Raw genomic sequence first — 22010 nt, 5'->3', positions numbered from 1 at the left:
CTTCCCGGTGTTATGAGGTACATATTTAGCGGGCAAGATGCCCGCACCACAAGAGTTTCATGATTCAACATTGTTTCCCCTATTTTCTCCCATTCTAAGTAGGTGAACGGAAAAAACGACACAGGTAACAAAAAGTAAAGTTGCCGAAAACCTCTTCCTTGTTCCCTGTTCCTTGTTCCTTGTTCCCTGTTCCCTGTTCCCTGTTCCCTTGTCATAACGACAATTTTTAACGCCAACCTACTTATCTTGTGATTTTCACATTGTATTTGGAGGGAAAATCTACTACTTCACCATTCACAACCATTGCTCTATATAGTAATGCACATACATCTGCCCTAGTGGCAATTTTTTTAGTATTCAACAATCTTATATTTGGATAGTTGACAATTACACCATTTTGTGTTAAACTAGCGATGGAATTACGGTGTTCGCCTTTCAGGGTAGAGGCATCACTGTAAACTGAAAGAATATTTTCTGTAGAACCAGTAAATTGATAATTCAGTCCTTTAGCTAAGGTGATTAAAATATCTAAACGAGTCAGCTTTTGAGTAGGGTTGAATTTTTTACTACCCAATGTGTTAAAAAAGCCCATTTCATAACTCTCTCGAATCGCATTATAAGCCCAATGTCGCGGCGGAATATCTTTAAAAGCTACTGCTTTACGAATTTTACTTTTCGTAAACACTTTTTGCAACAAAACAGCTAATTCTCCACGAGTTACCGCTGCGTTAGGACGAAAAGAACCATCAGGAAAGCCACCAATTATTTCCATTGCGGCCAATTCGCTAATATATTCTTTAGCCCAATAGTCTTTGGGAATATCAGAAAATGAAACTTTAATATTTTTTGCTACACCTATTTGCCGATATTTACTTAACAGTTCTCCCAGTTCAAAACTGGAATTTTCCTGAATTGGAATTAACTGTGTTATCTTCCCCGGAGGGACTGTTAAGGCTTGTGCTAAGTTAGAATCAAAAATGTTGATAGATTTACCAACAACATCACTCAGGGATATAGGATAAGCAGCAGTTGTGGAAATTTGAGAAAATCCGGCTGCTTGGTATTGAGTAATACTTACATTTTCAGAATTACTCAGAAAAGTAACTTTTTGGTTATTAAGTTGGATGAAATAATCGTATTTGGTACTATCATCATCAACAATGCTATCATTGTTAACATCAGTGCCATAAAAAGTACGAACTACTTGATCTACTATGGGATTAGCTGATAAAATTAGGTTGACCGCAGTATTTTCTGGTAAAATCGCAAATTCACTGTAGCCAATCAAGCGATTTGTGGTATCATATAAACGAATAACTATAAGATCCCCTGATTTAAACCCCTTGACAAAATTAGCCTTTTGCTTCATTCTATATCTATAATCCCCTAAAAATCTCTCTTGGCGGTATTTGTTTCCATATTTACTTTTGATGGAAATACGGGCTGTTACCTCTGAGATTGTACCACCTGGTTGCCAGATATAAAGTGTGAATGCTGGTTTTCTCTCTGGAGAAGAACTGGTAGCAACAGTAACTCCGACTGCTTTATCGTCAGATTTATCTGCTAAAACTTTCTTTTCTGAAAACTGACTGAAATTTGGTGGATCTAAATAGGACAGTTTTGATAATGCTAATGCGGAAGATATTGGCGATAATGCGAAAATAGAAACAGTTGTAACAACTAGTTTACTCCAATAAGTTAATTGAATGGGATTCATGATATTTTAGCTCACACCTGGCAAGTAAACTAATGATAATTGGTAATTACAAGTAAACACTGTCAAGTTTAAGGCACAAACATTAAATTGTCTAGGTTTGTTTCAGGAACAAAACTCAATATCAACATCTTCACGACCTTGTTGGGTTTCGCTGTTGCTTTACCCAGCCTACAATTATCCAATGATAATTGACAATTGATCATCATAGATAATAAATTAAACCAGAAATTTACACTGAAATTTTGACAAATGACAATTACAACCCAGCATTTACAGACATTAGAAAAACAAGTTTGGACTTGGCGCAGTTATAAAGTTCAATATACAGTTATGGGTACAGGCCAACCATTGGTACTTATTCATGGGTTTGGTGCTTCCATTGGTCATTGGCGGAAAAATATCCCGGTTCTAGCTGCGGCTGGTTATCAGGTGTTTGCTTTAGATTTGTTGGGGTTTGGGGGTTCTGATAAAGCCAAGGTAGATTATACCATGGAATTGTGGGCGGAATTATTAAAAGATTTTCACAATACACATATTCAGACACCGGCGATATTTATTGGTAATTCCATTGGCGCACTTTTAAGTTTAATTATTTTAACAGAATACCCGGAAATTGCGGCGGGAGGCGTGTTAATTAACTCCGCTGGTGGTTTAAGTCACCGTCCCCAGGAATTAAACCCACTGCTGCGGGTTTTTATGGCGACTTTTAACAAGTTAGTAGCTAACCCAGTGACGGGTAAATTTGTGTTTGACCGGATTCGCCAAAAATCACAAATTAGACGGACATTATATCAAGTGTACCGCGATCGCAACGCTGTAACTGATGAACTTGTGGATTTACTCTATATACCATCTTGTGAACCGGGGGCGCAAGCTGTTTTTGCTTCAATTTTGACCGCACCCCCTGGACCTAGTCCTAGTTCGTTATTACCTAAGTTAGAATGGCCTTTGTTAGTAATTTGGGGTGAGGAAGATCCTTGGACACCAATTACAGGAGCGGATGTTTATAGACTAGCACAAAAAGATGGTAAAGATGTGAAAATTGTCCCGGTTCCTGGTGCTGGCCATTGTCCCCATGATGAAGTTCCCGATGTTGTTAATGGTGAAATCATTAGTTGGTTGGGACAGGTAATTGGTAATAGGTAAAAGGAAACTAAAATTAGATTTTGCCATAAACCAGGTAAAGATAGTATTATTAAGGATTGTTTCAATGTGTAACTTTCCCTAGCCTGTCAATATGTCAGAAAATCTAGCCGCTTTTTTAAATGATCTGCTTCCATCCCCTGATCATAGCCAAAATACTATCCGCATTCGGGGTGCTAGACAGCATAATCTGAAAAATATTGATTTGGAATTACCCCGTGATCGTTTGATTGTTTTTACTGGGGTTTCTGGTTCGGGTAAATCCTCCTTGGCCTTTGATACCATCTTTGCGGAGGGTCAACGTCGTTATGTGGAATCCCTAAGCGCCTATGCTCGCCAATTTTTGGGACAATTGGATAAACCTGATGTAGAAGCAATTGAGGGTTTAAGTCCCGCAATTTCCATTGACCAAAAATCAACTTCCCATAATCCCCGTTCCACAGTGGGAACAGTAACGGAAATTTATGATTATTTGCGATTGTTATATGGTCGAGCGGGTGAACCCCATTGTCCCCTTTGTGATCACTCTATCGCGCCTCAAACCATAGACCAGATGTGCGATCGCATTATGGAACTTCCCGACCGCACCCGCTTCCAAATTTTAGCCCCTGTAGTCCGTGGAAAAAAGGGAACTCACCGCAAATTAATTTCTGGTTTAGCTTCCCAAGGTTTCGCTCGTTTGCGGGTAAATGGGGAGGTGCGAGAGCTATCTGATTTGATCGAGTTAGATAAAAATAGTACACATACTATAGAACTGGTTATTGACAGATTAGTTAAAAAAGATGGTATTCAAGAGCGTTTAGTAGATTCTCTAGCCACTTGTCTTAAGCAATCTCACGGGATTGCTATAATTGAGGTATTAAAAGAGACATCGGATAAGATAGCGCTGGAGCGACCTGATAGTAAGTATATATCAACTGAGGGAAAAAATCAAGGTATTTCTGAAGAAGAATTACCCAAGGAAATGGTATTTTCAGAAAACTTTGCTTGTCCCGAACATGGTGCGGTAATGGAAGAATTATCCCCGCGGTTGTTTTCTTTTAATTCACCTTATGGCGCTTGTCCCCATTGTCATGGGATTGGGACTTTAAGAAGATTTTCCCCGGAGTTGGTTGTACCTAATGAAAATTCGCCTATGTATGCGGCGATCGCTCCTTGGTCAGAAAAGGAAAATTCCTATTATTTAGAGTTATTGTATGCTGTGGGGTTAAATTATGGCTTTGAGTTACAAACCCAATGGGGGAAATTGACAGCGCAACAGCAAAAAATTGTCTTGTATGGAGAAGAAGAACCGAAAAATCCAACGGAGAAAAAGCAAATTTTTAAAGGCGTAATTCCGATTTTACAAAGACAATATGAAGGGGGAACAGAGTTAGTTAAACAGAAATTAGAAGAATATTTAATTGATCAACCTTGTGAAGTTTGTGGAGGGAAAAGATTAAAACCCGAAGCCTTAGCTGTGAAATTGGGACAATATGGAATTTTAGATTTTACTACCGTTTCCATTCGGGAATGTCGAGAAAGAATAGAAAAATTAAAATTGAGCGATCGCCAAAGTCAAATAGCTGATTTAGTTCTGAGAGAAATCAAAGCTAGATTACAATTTTTATTAGATGTTGGCTTAGATTACCTCACCTTAGATCGTCCCGCCATGACATTATCAGGTGGAGAAGCTCAACGCATTCGGTTAGCGACACAAATTGGTTCAGGACTAACAGGAGTTTTATACGTTTTAGATGAACCAAGTATCGGTTTACATCAAAGAGATAACGCCAGATTACTAAAAACCTTAACCAAATTACGGGACTTAGGAAATACCTTAATAGTTGTCGAACATGACGAAGAAACTATCCGCGCGGCTGATTATATAGTTGATATTGGTCCTGGGGCGGGAATTCATGGAGGACATATTATTTCTCAAGGAAATTTAGAGAATTTACTGAATGCAGAAAAATCCTTAACCGGGGCTTATTTATCAGGAAAAAGAGTCATAAATACTCCCGCCAAAAGAAGAGAAGGAAATGGCCGAGCTTTAACTATTAAAAATGCGCGTCGCAATAACTTACAAAATGTGGATGTAGAAATTCCCTTGGGAAAACTTGTTTCTGTTACGGGTGTTTCTGGTTCAGGAAAATCTACCTTAATTAATGAATTACTTTATCCAGCATTACAACATCATTTACTCAAAAAATCCCCCGCACCCAAAGATATAGATGAAATCAAAGGTTTAAACTGTGTTGATAAAGCCATTGTCATTGACCAATCACCCATAGGGAGAACTCCCCGTTCTAACCCCGCAACCTATACCGGAGTTTTCGATATTATTCGTGATGTTTTTTCCCAAACTGTAGAAGCGAAAACCAGAGGTTATAAAGCTGGACAATTTTCCTTTAATGTCAAAGGTGGACGTTGTGAAGCTTGTAGTGGACAGGGTGTAAATGTCATTGAAATGAACTTTTTACCTGACGTTTATGTACAATGTGAAATTTGCAAAGGTGCGAGATATAACCGAGAAACCCTGCAAGTTAAATATAAAGATAAATCAATTTCTGAAGTTTTGAAGATGACCGTTGAAGAAGCATTAGATTTTTGTCAAAACATTCCCAAAGCCGTAACGAGATTACAAACATTAGTAGATGTTGGTTTAGGTTATGTCCAATTAGGACAACCAGCCACAACCTTATCTGGTGGAGAAGCGCAGCGGGTGAAATTAGCGACAGAATTATCTCGACGCGCGACTGGAAAAACCTTATATTTAATAGATGAACCAACCACAGGTTTATCTTTTTATGATGTTCACAAATTGTTGGACGTTTTACAAAGATTGGTAGATAAAGGAAATTCAATTTTAGTCATTGAACATAATTTAGATGTGATTCGTTGTTCAGATTGGGTCATAGATTTAGGACCAGAAGGAGGAGATAAAGGCGGAGAAATAATTGCTGCGGGAACGCCTGAAGATGTGGCGCAAAATTCCCGTTCTTATACTGGGGAATATTTACGGCAGGTGTTGGCTCAATATCCAGCAATGGGGTAATTTTTTCTCACGCAGAGGCGCAGAGGCGCAGAGGAAGGAGTACGGAGAGAGGACTTATCTGGGAGTCCTTGATCTGAATTTTAGAGTTTAAATATTTTCAAAATCAAAAATAATTGCTTGCATGGAAATATGATCATGAATAAAAACCGCAGTTCTCAATCATGGAAGTTAGAAGAAAAGGTAATTTTTGCAGCTTTGCAAATTCTTACTTTTACTACTTCTTGCTTTTTTCCTATTCTTCCATCAAAATCCCAAAATATCCCTTTACCTTCTCAAGCACCTTTAGAATTGGATTTACTCTCCCAACCAAAAGATAATATCATCACTTCTAAAACTATTCATCCCCAAGAATTGACAATTCCTAGTTTATGGTGGTCTCAGAAAAACTCGGAAAACAAACTTTTGGATAATTGGATAGTTTACCCTGCTTCTCAATCTGAACCCCCACGAGTAGATTTAATTGTTAATCAGCCAGTTTGGATTTTATTAGATTATTTAGAACAGTATGTTTTTGTCAATCGTTTGGGGGGTTTAACTAGTAAGTCTGGTTACAATATTCGAGTTTTTGACTATCAAAAAGAATTTTTAGCAGCTTATACCTGTAATTTTACTCAAACTCCCGTTTCCTGTAGTATTCAGATGAATAATCAAAGCAAATTTGGTTTGCGTCCCTCTTTCTAAAATTACGATTTTTTCATCTTCATAAATAAATCTTCGTACTTTTGTGTTACTTCAGGACTTAAGGGAAGTAAAAATTCACTTTTGGCAAAAATCTCTGAATTATTCAATAACAAGTTCTGTAGGCGCTTCTGGATGTCTCTAATTGCAATATTATTGTCAATGGGAGAATTGCTTTTAGTTAGTAAAGCAATTTGCCTAGATGTATTCGGTTGCAAACAAAAATCTAGCCATTTATATGCTAGTGTATCATTGCTAGATCCTGTAGGACTTACCCATAAATCTGCCCAAATTGCTGTTCCTGACTGGGGAACAACTGCGGTAAATTTTTGATAACGACTGATCATCGGGATGATATCATTTGACCATCCTACTGCTAACCAAGTATCCTCAATAATTAATGGTTCTAAATAGTTTGTAGAATCATAAAATTTAACTTGTTTATTTAATGCTTGTAATTCTGATTCTAAGGAGGAGATTTGATTAATATTTTCGGTATTATAAGATTTTCCTAATTTCTTCAACACTAAACCAATTACTTCTCGCGGATGATTAAGTAAAGATATCCGATTTTCTAATTCACTACGCCATAAATCACTCCAATCTCTCGGTTTCCATCCTAACTTTTCAAACTTTTCTTGATTATAAACAATAACTGTATTCCCCCAGCGGTAAGGAATACCCCAAATTTCCTCTTCCTGATCATGCTTAACTAATTGTTGCCATTTTTCATCTAGTTTAGCTAAATTTTGGATCTTTCTTGTTGATAAGGGTTGAATCAATTTCTGATTAATTGCTGCTTGTAACCAATAATCTCCCAATGTTACCAAATTTGCTGGCAATGATTTTTGATTTTTATTAGTTGGTGGTTTTTGCCAAGTTTGCAATAATTTAAATAATTCCTCAATCTGATCAATTGGGGTAAATTTCAATTTTCCCCCTGACTCTACACTTTTCCGAAACTGATTAACTACCTGACCGGGAATGGAGTTTTTTAATAGCTGTACATTCAAAAGTGCTTGCTTTGTCTCGCAACCAATTATGATTTGCGAAAGTGCTAAAGTAGTTGTACCTAATAAAAAAGATCGTCTGTCCATGGATTTTGCATTTAAGGCAAGAGTAAAGAAGTTTTCAGGGATTTTACGTTTCTTGATAAAGTTTGGTTTTATTATGTTAACCTACTGAAGTCACTACTACAAAAATAAAGTCCACCTGCGTGGACTTTAGGTCAATCGCTAATTAATTTATAATTGATTGGGCTTCTTGATACATAATCTCCTGAAAATGAATCAAATCTTTTTGCGGGTCAGCCAAACTAACTTTTACTAATAAATTTTCTCCCAAACTCACAGAACGCCGGAAGGACATAGGCAATTGTAAACCTAAATCTTCTAATAAAATCAGTGCTAAATTACTATCTTCACGCAACCACATCAATACTGTCACCTGCCAAATTTCTTCAGGATGACGACGTAAATATTCTAAAGCATAATATCTATTAGTTTGTCTTTCCACCATCGTTGCTTCTTGGGTGGCGCTGCTGACTGTCATCATCACTTCTTTGAGTTGTTCTGCAGAGAATGGTAAACCTTCACCGCGTAAATGTGCTTTCAATTGGAAATGAGTCAGTAAGTCGCTATAACGGCGAATAGGAGAAGTAGCTTGTGTATAAGTGTCTAAACCTAAGCCAGCATGACGCACAGGTGTAATACTCATTTCGCTCTTAGGCATACACCGACGCATAGCACAGGAACGAACAAAGCCCGCTGGTAATTGCAGTAATTCTTCCTCTGGAGGTAATTCCGGTTGGGGTTGACCGCGAAAAGGGAGAGGGATATTATGGGTTTGACCATAACGGGCTGCTACTTCTCCAGCCAGAATCATCATTTCTGCTACTAGTTGCCTGGACAAGGAATCATCTAAAATATTAATATTTATATCATCGTCCTTGACTTTGATCATCGCTTCTGGCATATTGATACTAATAGCCCCTTGACCATAACGCCAATTTTTGCGTATTTTGGCCCAATTAGCGATCGCTTCAATTTCTGGTTCTGCTTGTACTCCCAATTGCAACATCTCATCTACATCTTCATAGGTGAGACGATAGGTAGGCTTAATTAAACCAGTATGTATACAATAATCTTCTACAGATCCAACTTGATCTAAAATCACTCCAAAGCTGAGAGCGCAACAGACTTTCCCCTGTACCAAACTCATCGGACCTGTAGCTAACACCTCTGGAAACATGGGAATCATCCCCGTAGGTAAATAAACCGTACTCCCCCGTTTTCTCGCTTCCAAATCTAATTCATCATCTGGCATTAATAACCTGGTAGGATCGGCTATATGTACCCACAACCGTTCTCTTCCATCTGGTAATACCTCCCAACTCAAACCATCGTCTATTTCCGTCGTGCTTTCATCATCAATGGTGTATACCTTCAGATGAGTCAGATCGATACGGTTTGTGTCTAAATCTGTGCTAGGGAAATCCAAACGTTCTTGCGCCACTTCTAATACCTTATGAGGAAATTGAACAGAAATTGATGAACGGCGTAGGAACAGGTTCTCATAGGGACTCCACCAACCCAAATCTATCAACAGTTGAAAAGCACCTTGGGGCGTAGCAGAACGTCCCAGCATATTCATAGTTTCTAATACTGAGGCTGGAGGCGGACAAGCACGGGCTAAAGAGTCGTAATTTACCTTCAGCGTGATCACATCTGCCAGTAGAGTTGCATACTTTTCTAATGCTTCTAAACGCTGGCGATCTATTCTTTGCCATTCTACCACTTCGCCCTGAAGTGCCTGTTCTACACGGGCTAAAAATTCCTGCTGTCCCTTTGCTTTTTGTGATTCTACAGCCATCTGGTGCTTGCGTTCTGCTACCTGGGCTGCGCTACGTGGTTCGTAAGCGTCCCCTTTTTGCTTAAAATAGAGTTTATCCTCTGATAGCAAACAATGGGCTGCATAACACTGGGGAGGGGCTGATTCCGAAAACAGTAGATTCGCCATTTGGTGAGGGGTGACAGTTTCCCCATCTTCAATGAGTAGTTCCCATGCTACTTCCAAACTCGACGGATCTAGATAAGGCTGGACTTGATTTAAAAACTCAGGAATTTCCCCTGGTTTATACATTTGTCCGCTCACTGTGTAGGTAAATTGACGCGGTGCGAGGCTATGGGATTGACCACGTTCATCTACTACAAACCAACGAGTTTTCCCATCTGGACGATCTACCACCCCCAGACGGCGATCGCTTTGAACCCTAAATTCAACTAACGTCCCCTTATCCACAACTGTCGCACTTTAATATTTTTAGATTTTTACACTGGTCGGGATTAAATAACCAGTATCTAATCCTTTTCTGCCCATTATCCCATTAATTAATTGTTAAATTTTAGATTTTGGACTCAAAGTAACCGCGCAATATCCATGCAACCGCCACTTTTCTTGGATGATCTTCCAAAATCCAAAATCCAAAATCTTCTTAACCTTCGGCGTTAATGAAGGGTAACAAAGCCACAATCCGGGCCCGTTTAATAGCTAGAGTCAGCGCCCGTTGTTGCTGACAAGTCAACCCAGTAATTCTCCGCGGTAGTATTTTACCTCGTTCGGTGAGAAACTTCCGTAACAAATCTACATCTTTATAATCAATGACTTCCCCTGGTTTAATGGGGGAAAGACGACGACGATAGTAACTCATTCTTACTTAATTTCCTTGTGAACTGTGTGTTTGTTACAGTGGGTACAGAACTTTTTCAGTTCTAAACGGTTGGTTGTGTTCCGACGGTTTTTAGTGCTGGTATAGCGGGATACACCAGGGGAACGTTTATCTGGATTTGTTCGACACTCGGTGCATTCTAGTGTCACTATTATACGCGCACCTTTACTCTTAGCCATAAACTTACAAACTGTAAAGCCTGGAGATAATTAACACAAATTGCCATTATCTCACATTTCGCTGAAATTTTCCAACCAGTCTTTTAATTTTTAGATCTAAAGAATAACCACGTCGGGAGGAAACTATGATAGTCCGAAAAAAACGGTCATGGAAGGACTGACGCATTTGAGTATCAGATAAAGCAGCGCCGCCGTCAATGATTAGGGGAAGCAATAACACGATAGCAGTGGGATTGAAAATGATATTAGTCAAGAAAATGGATAATAATAAGCTAGAAAAGCAAATAATCCCTTCTCTGAGCAATAACGTCTGAAATTGGGGGATTCTGTTGACTATTTCCCCATTTACGACTTCTAGCACCTTTAAATCAAATGCCCAACGTCCTAAACTTTGTCCCTGATTATTGTAAACTATGACGACGCGAAAAATTAGCCAAGCAAAAATAAAAACAAAGATTTGGGTAAATTGTACACCGATTTGATTATTTCTGACGATAGAACTGAGAAACCATACAGTCAAGAAGTCAAGAGCTAAGGCCATACCTCGACGGGTAATATCTCCTTTCTGGTAGTGTCTTTGATTTGCTTTAACAAGAGTCATAACCTTTACCTCGCTGGTGGTACAGGTAACGTATCATAGAATAGATAATACAAAATCAATATCAATTTATTTAATTCTATTGCAATATATGTAAGCCATGCAATATACCGCCTTCAGAATCAAATCTTTGCTGAATGATAGAAAAAATCTACTATCTCCCTTTTCAAAATTTCTGAAAATTGCGTAAGCGAGTATATCAGCAAGTTGAATTAGTCTCGAAGCTTTTGAATCTAAAAATAACGGTACTTCAGAAAAATTTCTAATCACACCCCAACTATATCCAATGGTTCTAAAATCAGTTGCTAAAGATTGAATGGTTGTTTCATAAGTAGATTTATCGAAAATGATAATTCCTCTCTGTGTATTATCATGTTTATGAAGCCTGATCAGATATCTATCAAATCTACTAGCAAGTTGTTCAAATGCAACCTCAACAGGATCTTTTGGCGATACTAAAGTCTTTTTGATGACACTTGCGAATAGTCGGTTACTTGGGTGTGACTGTAAAAAAACTTGTAAAATATCTTCAAGTGCTTTCTCTCTATCATTTTTTGAATAGCTTCTCCACTGGTTGTTTATTTTTTGATAAAAATACTTATAATCTTGTGTAACGCTTATGGATTATAGTCTAGAGAGGAAAAAAGAATATAATAAATATATCCAACTTTTAGTATAAAATCCCTTCCTAATCCCCAGCCGCGGGAGGTGTCCTTGTAGTGCGTTTGTACTAAAAATGTGACTTTCATAACTAAGCCATTCATTATTTCTCCTCCAACCCACGCGATCGCCTAACTTCACGCAAAGGCGCAAAGTTCTAAAACCTTTTAAGTAGGGTGTGTTAGCAACTAGTAATGCACCATTATCAATGATTCTGTGCGTTACGGATTTCATCCTAACGCACCCTACAATACTAAAACCTTTTAAGTAGGCTGTGTTAGCGACTAGTAACTCACCATTATCAATGATTATTATAAATCTGAATATATCTAATAAGTTATTTAAATCATTCTTCAGCAAAAAAGCACTAGTACCCTATATTAACCCATATTCTCAATAATCTTGAGAATTTTCTCAATAAGCTGACGAAAAAGGTTAGTTTTAGGGCTTGAAATTCTCAACTATTTTTTGTACAATTTTTTTAGATAAAATTTGCGTGGGCTTTTTTTGAGAAAAAACCTTAATTATCGTCAATAGACATCTCCGAAAATGAATGTAGAGACGTTCTCAATGAATGTAGAGACGTTCTATAGAACGTCTCTACAAGGGTTTCAAACCACGCACATTTAATTACCTCCAGATGTCTAATGGGTTTTCAATAAATATTATACTAGTATCTTCAAATCTGATCAAGGTTGTAAGTAGGTGAACGGAAAAAAACCGACATAAGTAACGAAAAGTAAAATTGCCCAAAACCTGTTCCCAGTTAAGAGTTAACAGTTCCCTTGTCATAACGACAATTTTTAACGCCAACCTGCTTAATTTGTTAGTTGTTAATTAACGTTTTTAGAGACGTTCCCCAGAACGTCTCCAGATGATCACTAACGCACTCCGGCTTTCATTCCCGCACCATTTTTTTGTGAGGAATCTTCTGGAAGTTCCACACCAAAAACCCGACAAAAGACCTTTTCTACCTTATAGCCAGTATCAATAGATTCCAAGGGATCTTTCCGCAAACGGTGACGCAGACATAAAGTAATTACCCGACGGATATCGTCAACTGTAACCTCTGTTCGTCCTTCAAAAGCGGTCAAGGCTTTAGCAGCGCGGTTAGTGACAATATCACCCCGCAAACCATCCACATCTAATTCTGAACAAACTTCGGAAATTTTCACCCGAAAATCATAGTCTAAATTAACTTGTGGTAATAATTCCTGAGCATTGACAATTTGCTGTTGTAATGCTATTTGGGGAGTTTGGTGTTTTTCCAAATACACAGCAGGATTTTGGTCAAATTCCCCTCTTTCTTCCACAATTTGCACCCGTAAAGCTGGTTCTTTAACTGTGTGAATTTCCGCGTGCATTCCAAAACGGTCGAGTAATTGAGGACGCAGTTCCCCTTCTTCTGGGTTTCCTGAACCAACAAGCACAAACCGCGCGGGGTGACGAATAGAAATTCCTTCCCGTTCAACGGTATTCCAACCACTAGCTGCGGAATCAAGAAGAACGTCTACCAAGTGGTCATCTAACAAATTGACCTCATCAACGTACAAAATCCCCCTGTTGGCTTTAGCTAGTAGTCCTGGTTCAAAAGCTTTCACACCTTCAGATAAAGCCTTTTCAATGTCAATTGTGCCACAAACCCGGTCTTCTGTTGCGCCTAATGGTAAATCTACCATTTGCACCTTTTTATGAGCAATGGGAACTTCTAACCCTTGGGCTACTTGTTGACGCACTTCATCACTCATTAAGTCCGGGTCGTTGGGGTCGCTGTTGAAGGGGTCATTGGCAACAACAGGTATTTCCGGTAATAAGTCCGCCAATGCGCGGATAGTTGTAGATTTGCCGGTGCCGCGATCGCCCATAATCATTACACCACCAATTTTGGGGTCAATGACATTTAGCAGCAGCGCCAATTTCATTTCTTCTTGACCGACGATGGCTGTAAATGGAAAGACCGCACGACGCGCACTCGCACTAGCTTGAGCAGTTGAAGTCACTAAATTACCTTATAATATTTTTGATGACAATTCCTTATTTTGACACAGCTGGGGAGATGACGGGGAATGTGGTTCACAAGGAAAGTAAACCTAAAGATATTTAGAATAAATTTCAGTTCTGGAAAAAACTTCTGTTAATTTCTAAATATAGAACTCCTATTTGATTTTTGATAGCTTGCGTGGCGTAGCCATACAAGAATTAGTAGGTATCAATTCTGTCTTTCTTCCCTGTTCCCTGTTCCCTGTTCCCTGTTCCGTGTTCCCTGTTCCCTGTTCCGTGTTCCGTGTTCCCTGTTCCCTGTTCCGTGTTCCGTGTTCCCTGTTCCCTGTTCCGTGTTCCGTGTTCCCTGTTCCCTGTTCCGTGTTCCGTGTTCCCTGTTCCCTGTTCCGTGTTCCGTGTTCCCTGTTCCCTGTTCCGTGTTCCGTGTTCCCTGTTCCCTGTTCCGTGTTCCGTGTTCCCTGTTCCCTGTTCCCTGTTCCCTGTTCCCTGTTCCCTGTTCCCTGTTCCCTGTTCCCTGTTCCCTGATCACACAAGTAAATTCACAGAATCAAACCGGATTCCTTTAATTGGTTAAACTACGAGAATTTTCACATCCACAAAACCAAGTTAACCAGGTAATTTATCACCAATCACCATTGACGTTTCAGGGGTTATGGTAATGGATATAACGACGTTGCTAATTGTTTGGTTAGTCACCTCTATTAGTTTGTTTATGATTAGTAAATTGCCTTTAGGAGTGGAAATTGATACTCCACAAAAGGCTATTTTATCCGCAGCAGTTTTAGGTATTATTACAGCACTTGTGAAGCCAATTCTCAAACTTTTGTTTGTGATTCCAAGTTTAGCCAGTTTTGATATATTATCTGGTATCTTTACCTTTATGATAGCTGTTGTTTGTTTTAGTATTGCTGCTTGGTTGGTAGATGGTTTCTATTTGCGTTTTGGTATTTGGAGTGCTATTTTAGGTGCTTTTGCACTTACCATGATCAATAATATTATTTACAAATTATTGGGTGTATAACTGGTAATTGGTAAGTAGGTTGGCGTGAAAAATTGTCGTTATGACAAGGGAACAGGTAACAGGTAACAGGTAACAGGTTTTGGGCAACTTTACTTTTCGTTACTTATGTCGGTTTTTTTTCCGTTCACCTACTTACTTTCTATCACCTATCACCTATCACCTATCACCTATCACCGATACCCATTATTTAGTCATTGATACTAGATGATACGGTAGTCGTGTCCGTTTGTTGTTGTCGTTGATCCCGTTTTTTGCGGTCTGCTGACAATATATCTGCCATGACGATGAGTGCTTGCGCCATTTTTTCTAGGTTAGAACTGTATAGTTCTAAATCTTTAATCAGTTTGTCTTCTGAAAGATGTAACCCTTTAGCTATCGTTTTTAGTGCTTCAGTTCGTTGTGTATTATCTTTGACAAATGCCGGATCAGATTCTGCCAATAATGCAAATAAACCAATAGCAAATAAGCGACTGTATTTAAAGTTAGAATTGGCTGCAATTGCCTCTAGTTGTCTTTGTAAATCTGCATCTTGATTTAACAGAGTTGCTTGACTCAAACCGGCAATTAAATCCTGAACTGGTACATTGGCCGCTAAAGCTTGTAATCTAGAAGCATCTTGTCGGTAGCGGTGGGGGTCTTGTTCCACTGCGTGACAAATTGCTTGAAAAATTGACTCTTGATCTTGTTCTGGCTGGTAGCCAGCCATAAAGCGGTCAAAAGTTGTCACAACGCCCAAAGCATAAATCCCATCATAGCTAAAATCAACATTGACTGACAGTAGGTGCATTTCTACCATCAATTCTTCCACTACCCGGCGGTAAATAGTATTAATCGGCCTGGTATGAAGGGTGTAGAACGTTTTTTTTGTATCAGATACTGTACGGACGTTATTCACAAAGAGAATTTTTAAGAGGGACGTATTTCCATTTTCTAGTATGAACCAATTAGGGCTAAATAGTTCAAGTTATATCAAGAACTTAGACTCCGAGGTACACCTTCTAGGGCTTCTTCTTGAGTTTCAAAGATTTCAAATACTGTATCCATCATTGTGACTTCAAACACAAGCTTGGCTTCTGGGTGAATATTACAAATACGAAAACTGCCCTTAACCTTATCAGCATCACGCATACCAGCTACTAAAGAAGTCAGTCCAGAACTATCAATAAAATTTACTTGGCCTAAATCAGTAACAATATGACAACTAAGTTTAGAAATACATTCCTGTAGTTTCAGCCGAAATTGCCAAGCAGTAGTAATATCTAAGCGACCCGCCGGAGTTAACACTATAATAGTGGTACCGTCTTGAGTTGTGTAGGTTGTTTGCTCTATATGAATCATTAAAGTAACATCCTTTTGCTAATATTTGCTAATCAATCATCAGTAGGGTTTCTCAAGAAATTTTTAGGGAATAGGGAATAAGCAAGAGCAAAGAGAAGGAGTGTCTCTTGCTTGTTAACTATTGCCTATTCTTGAATTGGTTTCCAGTTAATCCAATCTTGAGGTTTAAGGAAAGTCTCATACAACTCGGCTTCGGGAGAATTTGGTTCTGGTTGATAGCCATATTCCCAACGGACTAAAGGTGGTAGGGACATGAGAATTGATTCTGTGCGACCGTTGGTTTGGAGTCCAAAAATTGTTCCTCGGTCATAAACCAAATTAAATTCTACATATCTACCACGACGGTATAATTGAAAATTCCGTTGGCGATCGCCGTATTCCATGTCATGCCGACGTTGTACAATGGGCGTATAGGCTGGTAAAAATGCCCCAGCACAGTCTTGAACCAAGGCAAATATATCTTCCCAAGTGCGTGATGGTAAATCCCCCACCTGATTACTATAAATAGCAGCGTCCCCATGAGGATCTGGACCGCGATATATAGAACCTTGACCATCTTGATAATCTAAAAATAAACCGCCAATTCCCCGTGTTTCTCCCCGATGTTTAAGATAAAAATACTCATCACACCAACGTTTAAACACAGGATAATATTCAGGATGATGTTGGTCGCAAGCTTGTTTTAAAGTCTCATGAAAGTGAACTGCATCTTCAGCAAAGGGATAATAAGGTGTTAAATCTGCTCCACCACCAAACCACCACACAGGACCTGCTTCAAAATAGCGGTAATTCAAATGCACTGTAGGTACATAAGGATTGCGTGGGTGTAACACCAAGGAAGTACCAGTTGCGTAAAAGCCATGTCCTTCTGCTTCTGGACGTTGAACTAAAATCGAGGGTGGTAAATGAGAACCCCAAACTTCAGAAAAATTCACACCCGCTTGTTCAAATATTCTACCATCTCGTAGTACACGCGATCGCCCACCACCCCCTTCTGGACGCTGCCAACTATCTTCCTGAAACTTACCAACACCATCTAATTTTTCTAAACCCTGGGTAATTTGGTCTTGAACATACTGCATAAACTGACTAACTCTAGCCTGAGCATTGACACCAGGGAGAAAATTAGATGATTCTTTTGTGATAGTGGGGGTTTGCGAGTTGGTTAACATAGATTCCCGAACCTAAAATTACAATTTCTAAACAATTACAAATTTTTGTTGTCAAAACTTGTCAGCAGTCAGAGTCAAAAATCCGGCTTAATCTGTCAGAACAGCTTTTTATTAGAGGTGAAAACACAACCGTTCAAAACGCCTGTAAATCTCCTTTAGCACGGAAAGTTATTCTTATCCACAGATATCATATCTGAGGAATCATTTTCCTAGTTATACAAATAATCTTATGATTTTGTTTACAGACTTTACTGCATATTGTTTCCACGAGGAGGAGTTTGAGTACAATTTTCTCAAAAGTCATAGTTAGCAGACAAAATATCAAGCAATGTTAAGCATTGTCACGGTTATATGCAGCAGATCAAAATCATACCAAATTTGTTATCCAAACTCATCCACGGTAAACGTCGGCGGTTTTGTGCGTCCCTAGTGCGAACCTATCGGGAAATCAGTTCTGCCTCCGTAGATGAACTGTGGCAAAAAGTCGTAGATTTAACAGATGTTTCCTGGCATCCTCTACTTAAAAGTACCAATGTTCCCTTAGGATTAGTCCCCAAACCAGGCTTGATTTTTCAAGCTGTGACAAGGTTTTGGCCAATTCCGATTCGGATTTTTGTAGAACGAGTCAGTCCTAAACAGACTTTAAGTATCCGGGTTTTAGCAATTCCTGGTATAGAAGAAAGAATAATATACCAAGTAGAATCTACTCTTTGCGGATCTTATTTATCTTATTCTGTGACTTTGCGTGGTTGGTTATCCCCCCTCATTTGGTCTTTATCTCGTCCTTATGTAGATCGGGTCGCTAGAGCGCTGATAGAATCTGTAGAAAATCCTGGATTATCCCAGAAAAAATCTTTACATGGTGGCTGCTTTGATTTTTAGAGTATTCAGGCTGGAAATACCGGACAGGGAATGTTGTTAACGTTCTATGCACCATATTCGATTATTTTCTTCAATCTCAAATCCCAAATCCCTTGACCACTGACAACTGACCCCAATAAAGTTAAGATTCATCTATCAATGAAAATTTTTTAAGCTTTATAGAAGCGGCAACGGTAAACACATTATGTATGATGTCTTAGATTCCCATTCAGTCCTGGAAGTGTTGCGACCAGTAGAAGATCCAGAACTTCGTAAAAGTCTGGTAGAACTAAACATGATTCGCAACGTTAAAATTGACGGTGGCCAGGTTAGTTTCACCTTGGTGTTAACTACCCCTGCTTGTCCTCTCAGGGAATTTATAGTTGAAGATTGTCAAAAAGCTGTTAAAAAGTTGCCCGGTGTCACAGATGTAATTATAGAAGTCACAGCAGAAACACCCCAGCAAAAAAGCTTACCAGACCGCAATGGTGTTCCCGGAGTGAAAAATATTATTGCTGTTTCTAGCGGTAAAGGTGGTGTTGGTAAAAGTACAGTGGCGGTAAATATTGCAGTTGCCTTAGCACAAACTGGGGCTAAAGTCGGTTTATTAGACGCGGATATTTACGGACCCAATGATCCCACCATGTTGGGTTTGAGTGACGCTGAAATTAATGTTCGTTCCAATGATGGCCGCGACATTCTCGAACCAGCATTTAATCATGGTGTTAAACTAGTTTCTATGGGCTTCTTAATTGATCAAGATCAGCCTGTAATTTGGCGTGGTCCCATGCTCAATGGTGTAATTCGGCAGTTTCTCTATCAAGTAGAATGGGGAGAATTGGATTATCTGATTGTGGATATGCCACCAGGAACAGGAGATGCTCAATTAACTTTAACCCAAGCTGTACCCATGGCAGGGGTTGTAATTGTGACTACACCACAAACTGTTTCCCTATTGGATTCCCGTAAAGGTTTACGGATGTTCCAGCAGCTAAATGTACCAATTTTGGGAATTGTGGAAAATATGAGCTATTTTATACCCCCAGATCAACCAGATAAACAATATGACATTTTTGGTTCTGGTGGTGGTTCTAAAACAGCCACAGAATTAGGAGTCCCCTTATTAGGATGTGTACCATTAGAGATTTCTACGAGAATAGGCGGTGATAATGGTGTACCAATAGTTATTGGTGAACCTGACACAGCCGCAGCTAAAGCCTTAACAGCGATCGCTCTTACTGTAGCAGGTAAAGTATCAGTTAATGCCTTGACATAGAATTTTGGGAAGAGGTGATTGGGAATAATTTATTACCAATTACCAATTACCAATTACCCATTACCCAGTACCCCGTTAAAGCCCTCCGCCGCATACAATGTTATCAAAACCTTCTTTCCCGAAAATGCGTTGGCAATATTGGCTCAAGCCTTGGCAACAAATGGACGGGCTATTGTTTTTTTTACCCGTTGCCGTTAGTATGTTTGGTGGGCTGATGATTCTGAGTACAGAACTCAAGCAACCTGTAACCGACTGGTGGTGGCACTGGTTAATAGCCGGTATTGGTTCAACTATCGCCTTATTTTTAGCTCGTTGCCGTTACGAAAATCTAATACAATGGCATTGGTTCATTTACGGGCTAACCAACTTTAGTTTAATAGCCGTCATGCTGGCCGGTACTAGTGCCAAAGGCGCACAGCGTTGGATTAGTATTGCTGGGTTTAATGTCCAACCCTCAGAATTTGCCAAGATAGGATTAATTATCACCTTAGCTGCTTTATTACATAGGTCTACAGCTTCCACACTGGAAAGTGTTTTCCGGGTTTTGGCAATTACGGCTATACCTTGGGCATTGGTATTTTTACAGCCAGACTTAGCCACATCCCTTGTATTTGGGGCTATATTTATAGGAATGTTGTATTGGGCAAATGCTAACCCCGGCTGGTTAATACTCATGATTTCCCCTGTCATAGCCGCAATTCTATTTAGTATATCTTGGCCATTATCTACACCCATAATTTTATCTAAAGAAATATCATTGAGTATATTAGGTTTAATATGGGCAGTGGCCATGGGAATAGTCGGTTGGTTTAGTCTCCCATGGAAGAGATTTGGTATTGCTACTATTGGTTCATTATGTCTAAATATGCTCGGTGGTGAATTAGGTATTTTTGCTTGGAATCATATATTAAAAGAATATCAGAAAAATCGGTTGAGTGTATTTATTAACCCTGAACATGATCCTCTGGGTGCGGGTTATCACTTAATTCAATCTCGTATTGCTATTGGTGCTGGTGAAATTTGGGGCTGGGGTTTATTTAAAGGTCCTATGACTCAACTGAATTTCGTTCCTGAACAACATACAGACTTTATTTTTTCAGCCGTTGCTGAAGAATTTGGCCTTGTGGGCTGCTTAATTTTACTATCTATCTTTTGTTTGATTTGTTTCCGCTTACTTCATGTAGCACAAACCGCTAAAGATAACTTTGGTTCGCTTTTAGCCATTGGTGTGTTATCCATGATTGTGTTTCAACTTATTGTTAATGTTGGCATGACCGTGGGTTTAGCGCCAGTGGCAGGAATTCCTTTACCATGGATGAGTTATGGGCGATCGGCCATGTTGACTAACTTTATTGCTATTGGTATAGTAGAATCTGTAGCTAATTATCGTCAACGTCAAAAGTATTGAGTTTAAATCACAAAAATCTAGTCCGATCTAGTCAAATATTAACATCTGCGGCCTAAAAATATTGACACTCATTCCTCCCTAAAAGCATTAAGCTAGAAATAGGAAATCAAGGAGGGTAAATATAATATGATGATCCTGCCAGGAACAACTGTTCGCGTCAAAAATCCCGCTGATATATATTATCGATCTGAAGGACTTGTACAACGAGTTAGTGATGGTAAAGTGGCTGTACTATTTGAAGGTGGTAATTGGGATAAAATAATTACTTTCCGTCTCCCAGAATTAGAACCTGTGGAAACTACAGTCCAGAAAAAGGGTTAGTAAATATTAAGTAGGGTGTGTTACGGCTATACAATTTGGGAGTTGGAAAGACAAAATATTAGCCGTAATGCACCTTATGGTCTGTTTATCCATTTTTGATGTGATTTTTAATTACTAATTTTTAATTGTTCATGCGTTTACCTTTACCACAGTTCACTACGGGTGATAGCGCATTGCTACCTAGTCATCGCTATTCTCAACATTTTGCGGAAGTAATTGAAACCAACACTACAGAATTTTTGGCTCAGTGTTTAGAACCCCAAGACTTGAGTTTCCCACCAATGCCACCTTTTGGTAGTTGGGTGAGTGCTGTGGATGAAGAATCTGGTAATCAAGTTTATGCTATAGTCTATCATGCCACAACTATGCCTGTTGATTCTGTACATCGGGCAGTTGCTTTGGGATTATCCTTAGAAGCTTTGCGTGAGGAACAACCCCAAATATTTGCTATGCTAAAAACTGAATTTAGAGCCGCAATTGTGGGATTTGAGGAAAAATCTATAAATAGTCATCATGGCAAGATGTATCAATATTTGCCACCTCGTCCCCCACAAATTCACCAAGCCGTTTATCACTGTCAACCAGAGGCCATTATTCAGTTTACTGAAGATTTGGATTTTCTGCGAACATTACTGATGATTAATGGTGCGCCAGTAGATTCTCTGGCCGCAGCAGCTATTCGTGGAGTGTATCAGTTACGGAAAACTGAGCGAGAATGGTTGATTAAAGCCGGACGACACCTGAGTATATTACTCAAGGATGATTATGACCGTCTGCGCTTTATTTTGAGTCAAATCCACCCATAGTGATTTTTGACAAACCCTAATTAATTGCGTTTAACTAAGTAGGTGAACGGAAAAAAACCGAAATATA

The 22010-nt window shown here is 39.1% G+C and carries 23 protein-coding genes and 1 pseudogene; 9 read left to right on the top strand and 15 right to left on the bottom strand.

The features are described from left to right. Together ACIR310F_RS25425 and ACIR310F_RS0108850 are read right to left on the bottom strand one after the other, a co-directional pair. Window positions 1–215: pseudogene (locus tag ACIR310F_RS25425) on the bottom strand (hypothetical protein); the annotation flags it as partial. A 26-nt stretch (window positions 216–241) separates the two neighbouring features. After that, window positions 242–1717, bottom strand: coding sequence for an S-layer homology domain-containing protein (locus ACIR310F_RS0108850; RefSeq protein ID WP_028083532.1), 1476 nt, complete (start codon window positions 1715–1717; stop codon window positions 242–244). A gap of 249 nt (window positions 1718–1966) precedes the next feature. Between ACIR310F_RS0108850 and ACIR310F_RS0108845 the strand changes: the two genes are divergently transcribed. The 3 genes from ACIR310F_RS0108845 (at window position 1967) to ACIR310F_RS0108835 (ending at window position 6578) form a co-directional block, all read left to right on the top strand. Then, a complete protein-coding gene (locus ACIR310F_RS0108845) occupies window positions 1967–2863 on the top strand; it encodes an alpha/beta fold hydrolase (protein WP_028083531.1) in 897 nt (298 codons plus the stop codon). Window positions 2864–2954: 91 nt separating this feature from the next. Continuing rightward, window positions 2955–5897: an excinuclease ABC subunit UvrA gene (gene uvrA / locus ACIR310F_RS0108840; RefSeq protein WP_028083530.1), complete on the top strand. Its 2943-nt coding sequence runs from the start codon at window positions 2955–2957 to the stop codon at window positions 5895–5897. Between the two features lie 135 nt (window positions 5898–6032). Beyond that, complete coding sequence (locus tag ACIR310F_RS0108835) at window positions 6033–6578, top strand: hypothetical protein (protein ID WP_231387445.1); 546 nt, start codon at window positions 6033–6035, stop codon at window positions 6576–6578. A gap of 2 nt (window positions 6579–6580) precedes the next feature. Here ACIR310F_RS0108835 and ACIR310F_RS0108830 read toward each other — a convergent pair whose 3' ends face one another. From ACIR310F_RS0108830 to ACIR310F_RS24815, 10 genes are all read right to left on the bottom strand, one after another. Beyond that, window positions 6581–7672: an extracellular solute-binding protein gene (locus tag ACIR310F_RS0108830; protein ID WP_028083528.1), complete on the bottom strand. Its 1092-nt coding sequence runs from the start codon at window positions 7670–7672 to the stop codon at window positions 6581–6583. A gap of 142 nt (window positions 7673–7814) precedes the next feature. Continuing rightward, window positions 7815–9875 (bottom strand): ribonuclease catalytic domain-containing protein, encoded by a 2061-nt coding sequence (locus ACIR310F_RS0108825; protein WP_028083527.1) that lies wholly within the window; start codon window positions 9873–9875, stop codon window positions 7815–7817. A gap of 193 nt (window positions 9876–10068) precedes the next feature. Further along, a complete protein-coding gene (gene rpsR / locus ACIR310F_RS0108820) occupies window positions 10069–10284 on the bottom strand; it encodes a 30S ribosomal protein S18 (RefSeq protein WP_028083526.1) in 216 nt (71 codons plus the stop codon). 2 nt (window positions 10285–10286) lie between these two features. Continuing rightward, on the bottom strand, window positions 10287–10481 hold the full coding sequence (rpmG, locus tag ACIR310F_RS24200) for a 50S ribosomal protein L33 (protein WP_010998585.1): 195 nt from the start codon (window positions 10479–10481) through the stop codon (window positions 10287–10289). Window positions 10482–10527: 46 nt separating this feature from the next. Further along, window positions 10528–11082 carry an RDD family protein gene (locus ACIR310F_RS0108815; RefSeq protein WP_028083525.1) on the bottom strand — a complete coding sequence of 185 codons (555 nt, stop codon included), beginning with the start codon at window positions 11080–11082 and terminating at the stop codon, window positions 10528–10530. A gap of 66 nt (window positions 11083–11148) precedes the next feature. Continuing rightward, a complete protein-coding gene (locus tag ACIR310F_RS24195) occupies window positions 11149–11604 on the bottom strand; it encodes a DUF3800 domain-containing protein (RefSeq protein ID WP_231387447.1) in 456 nt (151 codons plus the stop codon). A 99-nt stretch (window positions 11605–11703) separates the two neighbouring features. Then, window positions 11704–11973, bottom strand: coding sequence for a GUN4 domain-containing protein (locus ACIR310F_RS0108810; RefSeq protein WP_155963706.1), 270 nt, complete (start codon window positions 11971–11973; stop codon window positions 11704–11706). Between the two features lie 396 nt (window positions 11974–12369). Continuing rightward, complete coding sequence (locus ACIR310F_RS25420; protein WP_155963704.1) at window positions 12370–12531, bottom strand: hypothetical protein; 162 nt, start codon at window positions 12529–12531, stop codon at window positions 12370–12372. An 89-nt stretch (window positions 12532–12620) separates the two neighbouring features. Continuing rightward, on the bottom strand, window positions 12621–13739 hold the full coding sequence (gene bchI / locus ACIR310F_RS0108805) for a magnesium chelatase ATPase subunit I (protein ID WP_028083523.1): 1119 nt from the start codon (window positions 13737–13739) through the stop codon (window positions 12621–12623). A gap of 209 nt (window positions 13740–13948) precedes the next feature. Further along, complete coding sequence (locus tag ACIR310F_RS24815) at window positions 13949–14269, bottom strand: hypothetical protein (protein WP_155963702.1); 321 nt, start codon at window positions 14267–14269, stop codon at window positions 13949–13951. Between the two features lie 129 nt (window positions 14270–14398). Between ACIR310F_RS24815 and ACIR310F_RS0108795 the strand changes: the two genes are divergently transcribed. After that, the gene (locus ACIR310F_RS0108795) at window positions 14399–14761 is read left to right on the top strand and encodes a phage holin family protein (RefSeq protein WP_028083522.1); all 363 of its coding nucleotides are present in this window, start codon (window positions 14399–14401) and stop codon (window positions 14759–14761) included. A gap of 187 nt (window positions 14762–14948) precedes the next feature. Here ACIR310F_RS0108795 and psb29 read toward each other — a convergent pair whose 3' ends face one another. The 3 genes from psb29 to hemF all read right to left on the bottom strand — a co-directional run bounded on the left by psb29 (window position 14949) and on the right by hemF (window position 17271). Beyond that, window positions 14949–15656, bottom strand: a complete 708-nt coding sequence (gene psb29, locus ACIR310F_RS0108790) for a photosystem II biogenesis protein Psp29 (protein ID WP_028083521.1) — start codon at window positions 15654–15656, stop codon at window positions 14949–14951. A 74-nt stretch (window positions 15657–15730) separates the two neighbouring features. Then, complete coding sequence (locus ACIR310F_RS0108785) at window positions 15731–16099, bottom strand: STAS domain-containing protein (RefSeq protein WP_028083520.1); 369 nt, start codon at window positions 16097–16099, stop codon at window positions 15731–15733. A gap of 125 nt (window positions 16100–16224) precedes the next feature. Continuing rightward, on the bottom strand, window positions 16225–17271 hold the full coding sequence (gene hemF / locus ACIR310F_RS0108780; protein ID WP_028083519.1) for an oxygen-dependent coproporphyrinogen oxidase: 1047 nt from the start codon (window positions 17269–17271) through the stop codon (window positions 16225–16227). A gap of 351 nt (window positions 17272–17622) precedes the next feature. Between hemF and ACIR310F_RS0108775 the strand changes: the two genes are divergently transcribed. The 5 genes from ACIR310F_RS0108775 to ACIR310F_RS0108755 all read left to right on the top strand — a co-directional run bounded on the left by ACIR310F_RS0108775 (window position 17623) and on the right by ACIR310F_RS0108755 (window position 21943). Beyond that, on the top strand, window positions 17623–18153 hold the full coding sequence (locus ACIR310F_RS0108775; protein WP_051289519.1) for a hypothetical protein: 531 nt from the start codon (window positions 17623–17625) through the stop codon (window positions 18151–18153). 184 nt (window positions 18154–18337) lie between these two features. After that, window positions 18338–19408 carry an Mrp/NBP35 family ATP-binding protein gene (locus ACIR310F_RS0108770; protein WP_028083517.1) on the top strand — a complete coding sequence of 357 codons (1071 nt, stop codon included), beginning with the start codon at window positions 18338–18340 and terminating at the stop codon, window positions 19406–19408. Window positions 19409–19505: 97 nt separating this feature from the next. Next, window positions 19506–20816: a rod shape-determining protein RodA gene (gene rodA / locus ACIR310F_RS0108765; protein WP_028083516.1), complete on the top strand. Its 1311-nt coding sequence runs from the start codon at window positions 19506–19508 to the stop codon at window positions 20814–20816. A gap of 129 nt (window positions 20817–20945) precedes the next feature. Next, the gene (locus ACIR310F_RS0108760) at window positions 20946–21137 is read left to right on the top strand and encodes an NAD(P)H dehydrogenase subunit NdhS (protein ID WP_028083515.1); all 192 of its coding nucleotides are present in this window, start codon (window positions 20946–20948) and stop codon (window positions 21135–21137) included. 131 nt (window positions 21138–21268) lie between these two features. Continuing rightward, window positions 21269–21943 carry an HAS-barrel domain-containing protein gene (locus ACIR310F_RS0108755; RefSeq protein ID WP_028083514.1) on the top strand — a complete coding sequence of 225 codons (675 nt, stop codon included), beginning with the start codon at window positions 21269–21271 and terminating at the stop codon, window positions 21941–21943. Window positions 21944–22010 lie beyond the last annotated feature (67 nt).

Source organism: Dolichospermum circinale AWQC310F, from assembly GCF_000426925.1.
GTDB classification, from domain to species: domain Bacteria; phylum Cyanobacteriota; class Cyanobacteriia; order Cyanobacteriales; family Nostocaceae; genus Dolichospermum; species Dolichospermum circinale.
Note: the sequence above shows the minus strand (reverse complement) of the source record. Positions and strands in the feature narration are given on the sequence as shown.

Bases quoted from the DNA above. Each gene is read 5' to 3' on its own strand.
- ACIR310F_RS0108815 (WP_028083525.1), bottom strand. From the start codon at position 11,082: ATGACTCTTGTTAAAGCAAATCAAAGACACTACCAGAAAGGAGATATT.
- ACIR310F_RS0108845 (WP_028083531.1), top strand. From the start codon at position 1,967: ATGACAATTACAACCCAGCATTTACAGACATTAGAAAAACAAGTTTGG.
- hemF (WP_028083519.1), bottom strand. From the start codon at position 17,271: ATGTTAACCAACTCGCAAACCCCCACTATCACAAAAGAATCATCTAAT.
- ACIR310F_RS0108850 (WP_028083532.1), bottom strand. From the start codon at position 1,717: ATGAATCCCATTCAATTAACTTATTGGAGTAAACTAGTTGTTACAACT.
- ACIR310F_RS0108830 (WP_028083528.1), bottom strand. From the start codon at position 7,672: ATGGACAGACGATCTTTTTTATTAGGTACAACTACTTTAGCACTTTCG.
- ACIR310F_RS0108795 (WP_028083522.1), top strand. From the start codon at position 14,399: ATGGATATAACGACGTTGCTAATTGTTTGGTTAGTCACCTCTATTAGT.
- rpsR (WP_028083526.1), bottom strand. From the start codon at position 10,284: ATGAGTTACTATCGTCGTCGTCTTTCCCCCATTAAACCAGGGGAAGTC.
- rodA (WP_028083516.1), top strand. From the start codon at position 19,506: ATGTTATCAAAACCTTCTTTCCCGAAAATGCGTTGGCAATATTGGCTC.
- ACIR310F_RS0108810 (WP_155963706.1), bottom strand. From the start codon at position 11,973: ATGAAATCCGTAACGCACAGAATCATTGATAATGGTGCATTACTAGTT.
- ACIR310F_RS0108785 (WP_028083520.1), bottom strand. From the start codon at position 16,099: ATGATTCATATAGAGCAAACAACCTACACAACTCAAGACGGTACCACT.
- ACIR310F_RS0108770 (WP_028083517.1), top strand. From the start codon at position 18,338: ATGTATGATGTCTTAGATTCCCATTCAGTCCTGGAAGTGTTGCGACCA.
- ACIR310F_RS0108835 (WP_231387445.1), top strand. From the start codon at position 6,033: ATGAATAAAAACCGCAGTTCTCAATCATGGAAGTTAGAAGAAAAGGTA.
- ACIR310F_RS0108760 (WP_028083515.1), top strand. From the start codon at position 20,946: ATGATCCTGCCAGGAACAACTGTTCGCGTCAAAAATCCCGCTGATATA.
- ACIR310F_RS0108755 (WP_028083514.1), top strand. From the start codon at position 21,269: ATGCGTTTACCTTTACCACAGTTCACTACGGGTGATAGCGCATTGCTA.
- ACIR310F_RS25420 (WP_155963704.1), bottom strand. From the start codon at position 12,531: ATGACAAGGGAACTGTTAACTCTTAACTGGGAACAGGTTTTGGGCAAT.
- rpmG (WP_010998585.1), bottom strand. From the start codon at position 10,481: ATGGCTAAGAGTAAAGGTGCGCGTATAATAGTGACACTAGAATGCACC.
- uvrA (WP_028083530.1), top strand. From the start codon at position 2,955: ATGTCAGAAAATCTAGCCGCTTTTTTAAATGATCTGCTTCCATCCCCT.
- ACIR310F_RS0108775 (WP_051289519.1), top strand. From the start codon at position 17,623: ATGCAGCAGATCAAAATCATACCAAATTTGTTATCCAAACTCATCCAC.